The organism is Nocardia farcinica (genome assembly GCF_029867845.1).
Lineage (GTDB): Bacteria > Actinomycetota > Actinomycetes > Mycobacteriales > Mycobacteriaceae > Nocardia > Nocardia farcinica_A.
The window spans coordinates 1-6,284 of sequence record NZ_JARWRU010000483.1 but is presented as its reverse complement, the minus strand read 5'-3'; the positions used below and the strand labels follow the sequence as shown (position 1 = coordinate 6,284).

Annotated in this window: 6 protein-coding genes; 5 read left to right on the top strand and 1 reads right to left on the bottom strand. The window is 71.5% G+C overall.

Annotated features, from left to right (window positions below; translation table 11 throughout):
• Nucleotides 1-120: 120 nt before the first annotated feature.
• The 5 genes from QH283_RS10415 (at nucleotide 121) to QH283_RS10395 (ending at nucleotide 5,258) form a co-directional block, all read left to right on the top strand.
• The gene (locus QH283_RS10415; RefSeq protein WP_280502813.1) at nucleotides 121-1,287 is read left to right on the top strand and encodes a pyridoxal phosphate-dependent aminotransferase; all 1,167 of its coding nucleotides are present in this window, start codon (nucleotides 121-123) and stop codon (nucleotides 1,285-1,287) included.
• Between the two features lie 164 nt (nucleotides 1,288-1,451).
• Nucleotides 1,452-2,120 (top strand): TetR/AcrR family transcriptional regulator, encoded by a 669-nt coding sequence (locus QH283_RS10410; protein ID WP_280502812.1) that lies wholly within the window; start codon nucleotides 1,452-1,454, stop codon nucleotides 2,118-2,120.
• 6 nt (nucleotides 2,121-2,126) lie between these two features.
• On the top strand, nucleotides 2,127-3,548 hold the full coding sequence (purB, locus tag QH283_RS10405; RefSeq protein ID WP_280502811.1) for an adenylosuccinate lyase: 1,422 nt from the start codon (nucleotides 2,127-2,129) through the stop codon (nucleotides 3,546-3,548).
• A gap of 118 nt (nucleotides 3,549-3,666) precedes the next feature.
• Nucleotides 3,667-4,098: an HIT family protein gene (locus QH283_RS10400; protein WP_280502815.1), complete on the top strand. Its 432-nt coding sequence runs from the start codon at nucleotides 3,667-3,669 to the stop codon at nucleotides 4,096-4,098.
• A gap of 206 nt (nucleotides 4,099-4,304) precedes the next feature.
• Complete coding sequence (locus tag QH283_RS10395) at nucleotides 4,305-5,258, top strand: alpha/beta hydrolase (RefSeq protein WP_280502810.1); 954 nt, start codon at nucleotides 4,305-4,307, stop codon at nucleotides 5,256-5,258.
• Here the strand turns inward: QH283_RS10395 and QH283_RS10390 are convergent.
• Nucleotides 5,255-6,284: DUF2330 domain-containing protein (locus QH283_RS10390; RefSeq protein WP_348538277.1), on the bottom strand; the 1,030-nt coding region annotated here is incomplete at its 5' end. The two genes, QH283_RS10395 and QH283_RS10390, sit on opposite strands and share 4 nt — an antisense overlap.

The following is a 6,284-nucleotide window of genomic DNA, read 5'->3' as shown; positions in this document are numbered from 1 at the left end:
GGACGACGACACCGCCACCCGCCTCACCTGCCCGATCCAGTTCGGTGCGGGGAGCCTTGTCAAGCATCGAGGCGACCATATCCCGGAACAGCCCGACGGCGGTGCTCTACCGTCGTTCGGGTGTCCAGAGAATCTCGCAGGTCGACCATCCCCCCTTTCTACGTGATGGATGTGTGGAAAGCCGCCGCCGAGCGGGCGAGGACGCACGGAGACGTGCTGGTCCTGGCCGCGGGCCAGCCCTCGACGCCGGCGCCTGCGCCGGTGCTGCGCGCCACCAAGGCCGCGATCGACGCCGAGCTGCTCGGTTACACCGAGACCTTCGGCATCCTGCCGTTGCGCGAGGCGATCGCCGGACACCACAGCGCCACCTACGGTTATCCCGTCGATCCCGACGATGTGGTGGTCACCACCGGCTCCTCCGGCGCGTTCACGCTGATCTTCCTGGCCGCCTTCGACGCGGGCGACACCGTGGTGGTGGCCCGCCCCGGCTACCCGGCCTACCGCAACACCCTCAGCGCGCTCGGCTGCCGGGTGGTCGAACTCGACTGCGGCCCGCAGACCCGCTTCCAGCCCACCGTGGAGATGCTGGCCGCGCTGCCGCAGCCGCCCGCGGGGCTGATCGTGGCCAGCCCGGCCAACCCCACCGGCACCATGATCGAACCCGACGAGCTGGCCGCTGTGGCGCGCTGGTGCGAGGACAACGGCACGCTGCTGATCTCGGACGAGATCTACCACGGCATCACCTACGCCGACGGCGCGCGCACCACCTCGGCCTGGGAGACCTCCCGTGCGGCGGTGGTGATCGGCTCGGTCTCGAAGTACTTCTCCATGACCGGCTGGCGACTGGGCTGGATGCTGGTGCCGCCGGATCTGCGCCCGGCCCTGCAACGGCTGGCCTCCAACATGACCGTCTGCCCGCCCGCGATCTCCCAGCACGCGGCCGTGCACGCCTTCGACGCCGAGTCCAAAGCCGAGCTGGACGGGCACGTGCGGCGTTACGCGGCCAACCGGAAACTGCTGCTCGACGGCCTCGACGGCCTCGGCATCACGAAACTGGCCCCCGCCGACGGCGCCTTCTACGCCTACGCCGACATCGGCCATCTCACCGAGGATTCCCTGGCCTGGTGCGCGGAGCTGCTCGCGCACACCGGCGTCGCGCTCGCGCCCGGCGTGGATTTCGACACCGTGCACGGCCATCGTTCGGTGCGTTTCTCCTTCGCGGGCGCGCAGTCCGACATCGAACAGGCGCTGGAGCGGCTGGGCGGGTATCTTCGCGCGGGTGGCTGACGCATGTGTGCCTGCCGGTTCGCCTCGGGCCGAACCGGCTGGCGGGCAACAACTTTCCCCACTCCGATGCCGCCGATCCGGTGATGGGGTAAAACAAGTGGTGGCTGAGTTCTCTTCTGTCGATTTCCCACGGATGAACTGACGATGACTGGCACGATGACACGGTGATAACCGCGACGACCCCGAAAGGTGAACGGCGTCGCCAAGCTCTGGTCGCCGCCGCCGCAGAGCTGCTGCTCGAAGGTGGATTCGATGCGGTGCGGCATCGCTCGGTGGCCACTCGCGCCGATCTCCCGCTCGCATCCACCACCTACTACTTCGCCTCGCTCGAGGATCTGATCGCGCGGGCGGTCGAGTTCAGCGGCGCCGCGGAACTCGACGCCATGCGCAAGCGGGTGGGCGAGGTCAGTCATCGCAGGCGCGGCGCGGAGGCCACCGTCGAACTGGTGCTCGACCTGCTGATCGGGGACCGCAACGACGCGCACGCGCGGGGTCAGCTCATCGCCCGCTACGAGCGGTCGGTCGCCTCGGCCCGTCACCCCGAGTTACGCGAGGTCCAGCTACGACTACGGGCGCAGCTGGAGGACCTGCTCGCCGACGTGCTGCGCCGCTCCGACCGCAGCGTGCGCATCGAGCACCTGCGAAGACTGGTGGCCGTGGTCGACGGAGCCGTCGTCGCCGCGCTCACCGAGAACGACCCCGATCCCCGCCGCGCCGCCCGCGCCGCCCTGCTCGATGTGATCGATATCGTCGCCTCGCCGCTGCGGCTCGCCGAGCCGGAGCAACGCAACGGCAGCAGGGCGCAGGCCCCGGAGATGCGCCAACTAGACTGATCCCACGTGACCCTCGTCCCGAACGTCCTCGCCACCCGCTATGCCAGTCCCCAGCTGGTGCACCTGTGGTCGCCGGAGCACAAGATCGTGCTCGAGCGACGGCTGTGGCTGGAGGTGTTGCGGGCCCAGTCCGAACTCGGCATCGAGCTGCCCGACGGCGTGCTCGCCGACTACGAGCGGGTGATCGACCACGTCGACACCGCCTCCATCGCCGAACGCGAGCGGGTGACCCGCCACGACGTGAAGGCCAGGATCGAGGAGTTCAACGCCCTCGCCGGCCACGAGCACGTGCACAAGGGCATGACCAGCCGCGATCTCACCGAGAATGTCGAGCAGTTGCAGATCCGGCTCTCGCTCGAGCACGTGCACGCCCACGGTGTCGCGGTCGCCGCCCGGCTGGCCGAGCGCGCCGCCGAATACCAGTCGCTGGTGATGGCGGGCCGCTCGCACAATGTCGCCGCGCAGGCCACCACTCTGGGCAAGCGTTTCGCCTCGGCCGCCGACGAACTGCTCATCGGCCTGACCCGCCTGCGCGAGCTGATCGACCGTTACCCGCTGCGCGGCATCAAGGGCCCGATGGGCACCGCCCAGGACATGCTCGACCTGCTCGGCGGCGATCCGGCCAAGCTGGCCACGCTCGAGCAGCAGGTGGCGCGCCATCTCGGCTTCGCCACCGTGCTCACCAGTGTGGGCCAGGTGTACCCGCGCTCGCTGGACCACGACGTGCTGTCGGCGCTGGTGCAGATCGGCGCGGCGCAGTCCTCCTTCGCGCACACCATCCGGCTGATGGCGGGCCACGAGCTGGTCACCGAGGGCTTCCAGCCCGGCCAGGTGGGCAGCTCGGCCATGCCGCACAAGATGAACACCCGTTCCTGCGAGCGCGTCAACGGCCTGCAGGTGGTGCTGCGCGGTTACGCCTCGATGGCGGCCGAGCTGGCGGGCGCGCAGTGGAACGAGGGCGATGTGTTCTGCTCGGTGGTGCGCCGGGTCGCGCTGCCGGACGCCTTCTTCGCCGTCGACGGCATGATGGAGACCTTCCTGACCGTGCTCGCCGAATTCGGGGCCTACCCGGCGGTGATCGCCCGCGAGCTGGACCGCTACCTGCCGTTCCTGGCCACCACCCGCATCCTGATGGCGGCGGTGCGCGCCGGCGTCGGGCGCGAGACCGCGCACGAGGTCATCAAGGAGCACGCGGTGGCCGTCGCGCTGGCCATGCGCGAGCAGGGCAGGGAGCCCGATCTGCTGGACCGCCTCGCCGCCGACGACCGGCTGCCGCTGGACCGGGCCGCGCTCGACGCCGCGCTGGCCGACAAGTCGGCCTTCGTCGGCGCCGCGGGCGACCAGACCGCCGAGGTCGTCGCCCAGGTGCAGAAGCTGGTCGACGCCTACCCGGAGGCGGCCCGCTACACTCCCTCTCCCATCCTCTGACCCGGAACCGGCTGCCGCCGAACACCTTCCGATGCCGTCGCTGCCCCGTCCCGGTCTGCGCACCTGGGCGCGGCGGCGACTGCCGGGACTGGCCGGGCGGGCCGGGTTAAGGTTCGGTGTGGATCCGTACACCATCTTCTCCGACATCATCGCCGGCCGCGCTCCCGCCTCGAAGGTGTACGAGGACGAGGACGTGGTGGCCTTCATGGACATCCGGCCCATGACGCCGGGACACCTGCTCGTTGTGCCGAGGGTGCCCGCCCGCGATCTGGCCTCGCTCGATCCCGAGGTGGGCGGCAAGCTGTTCCGGGTCGGCCAGCGGCTGGCCGCCGCGCTGCGGGACAGCGAGGTGGCCTGCGACGGGGTGAACTTCTTTCTCGCCGACGGGATCACCGCCGGTCAGGAGATCTTCCACGTGCACCTGCACGTCATTCCGCGCACGCCGGGCGACGGGTTCGGCCTGCGGGCGCGGCCGACCAGCCCGCACCGGGCCGATCTGGACTATCTCGCCGCGTCCATCCGCGGGGCGCTCTCGCGCGCCGGGAAGTGAATGCGGTTCGGCCGAGTCCGGTATGAGTCCGCGGCCACCGGGGTAATCCTCGCGCAGGCACTGTCCGGCGGGCGGTCGCCGGACAGCAGACCATATAGTTTGCTACGGAAATGCCGGAGCTGCCCGGCTGTGGTGTGTCATGATCGTTCGAGCCGTGTTTGTGGCTTTTGTGGTGGTCTGACGGAGGTGGGGCTGTGCGTCGGAGGATGATTGCCGTAGCTGTGCTGATGGCGGTGCTCGCGATGCTCGGCCCACTGCAGGCCGGTCGCGCGCCCGTCGCCTCGGCCGCCCAGATCGTGCGTATCGACGAGCTCAGCGCCACCCGCTCGGCGGTGTGGGTCGAGTCGGCGGCCATGGGCATCGTCGTCCAGGTGCAGGTGCTGCACCCGGCGGGCGGCGGGGCCAGGCCCACGTACTACCTGCTCGACGGGCTCGATCCCGGTGTCGGGCAGAGCACCTGGACCAATGCCACCGACGCCGAGGCCTTCTTCCGCGGCAAGAACGTCAACGTGGTGCTGCCGGTGGGCGGTCAGGCCGGCTACTACACCGACTGGGTGCGCGACGACCCGAAGTTCGGCCGCTACCGGTGGGAGACCTTCCTGACCAGGGAACTGCCGCCGATCATCGACGCCACCTTCGCCGGCAACGGCGTCAACGCCGTCGGCGGGCTGTCGATGGGCGGCACCGCGGCCTTCGTGCTCGCCGCGCGCAACCCCCGTCTATACACCGCCGTCGCGGGCTACAGCGCCTGCCCCGACGTCTCGCTCGGCGCGGGCGGCATCATGCTCTCCATCGCCAACCGGGGCGGCAACCCGCTCAACATGTGGGGTCCGCCCGGCAGCCAGGAGTGGGCCGCCCACGATCCGGCGCTGCTGGCCGAGCGCCTGCGCGGCAAGACCCTCTACCTGTCCACCGGCACCGGCATCCCCGGCCCGCACGAGGCCGAGCTGAAACCGCAACTGGCCGAGAACATCTTTCTCGGCGGCCCGGTCGAGGTGGGCATCAACGTCTGCACGGTCGCCTTCGAACAGCGGCTGCGCGCGCTGCGCATCCCCGCCCGCATCGACTACAGCCCGGTCGGCACGCACAGCTGGTCGTACTGGCAGGACACCCTGCACGCCTCCTGGCCGACCATCGGCGGCGCCATCGGAGCCGCTTAGTCTTCCGGCCCCGCCCGGGTGACGCGCACGACGGCCACGGCGACGACCACCGCCGCCAGGGAGGCCGCGCCGAGCACGAGATAGCCCGCGGGCAGCCCGCCGATGGTGACGCGGTCGACCCGGACCACCCGCTCGCGGTGGCCGGTGTCCTCGGCGGCTGCGGTGAAGGTCCAGTCGGCGGTGATGGCGGCGGGGTCGTCGACGCGCACCCGCAGGGTGGTCAGGTAATCCCTGCCCTCGGCCATCGCCGCCGTGACGAAGGGGTCGTCGGAGGCGCCGGACGACAGGCGGCCGGCGAACTCCACGGCCGAGTCCTGATGCGCGGCATCGGGATCGGCGCGCACCACACGATGCTCGCCGAGCACGTGCAGCAACACCGACTGGGGGGTGGCCGCGGCGGCGGACATCCGCATCGGGTAGATCGGCCGGTCGGTGGCGAAATCCAGGCGCACCGGGTCGAGCGCGCCGGAGAGCGGCCGCTCGCCGGTGAGCCGGACGGCGACGAACGACCAGCCCTCGCGCACGTACGGCGCCAGGCTCGCGCCGACCTCGGGGCGCAGGGGGTAGCCGTTGTCGCCGAGCCAGCGGCGCAGGCCGGCGAGATCGCCGCCGCGCAGGGTGGTGGCCTCCAGCGGACCGAGGCGCACCTGGTCGAGCACCATCGGGGCGGCGCCGGGCGCGGCCGCGGCGGTGTCGCCGTCCTCGGGCCAGGAGAACCACTCGGTCCGCACCACGTACTCGGGAGCGGACAGGCGCGCCAGCTCGCCGAAGGTGGCGGCCGCGCCTGCGCTCACCGTGGCGGGGGAGGGGGTGGGCACCACCAGCGCCGCGTGCTCGGCGTCCGAGGCCAGCGACAGCCGCAGCAGCACCGACTCCCGCTCGCCGTCCCAGGTCAGCGCCGCCGCCTCCTGCTGGACCTTCGCGGCATGGCCGGGGGTGATGACGCCGCCGCACGCGCACGCCGCGGCCGGGGCGAGGGCCCCTGGCACGAGCGCCCCGCCCAGCAGCGCCGCCGCCAGCCCGAGC

Excerpts from the sequence above, each read along its gene's own strand:
- QH283_RS10395 (WP_280502810.1), top strand. The coding sequence starts at position 4,305 with ATGATTGCCGTAGCTGTGCTGATGGCGGTGCTCGCGATGCTCGGCCCA.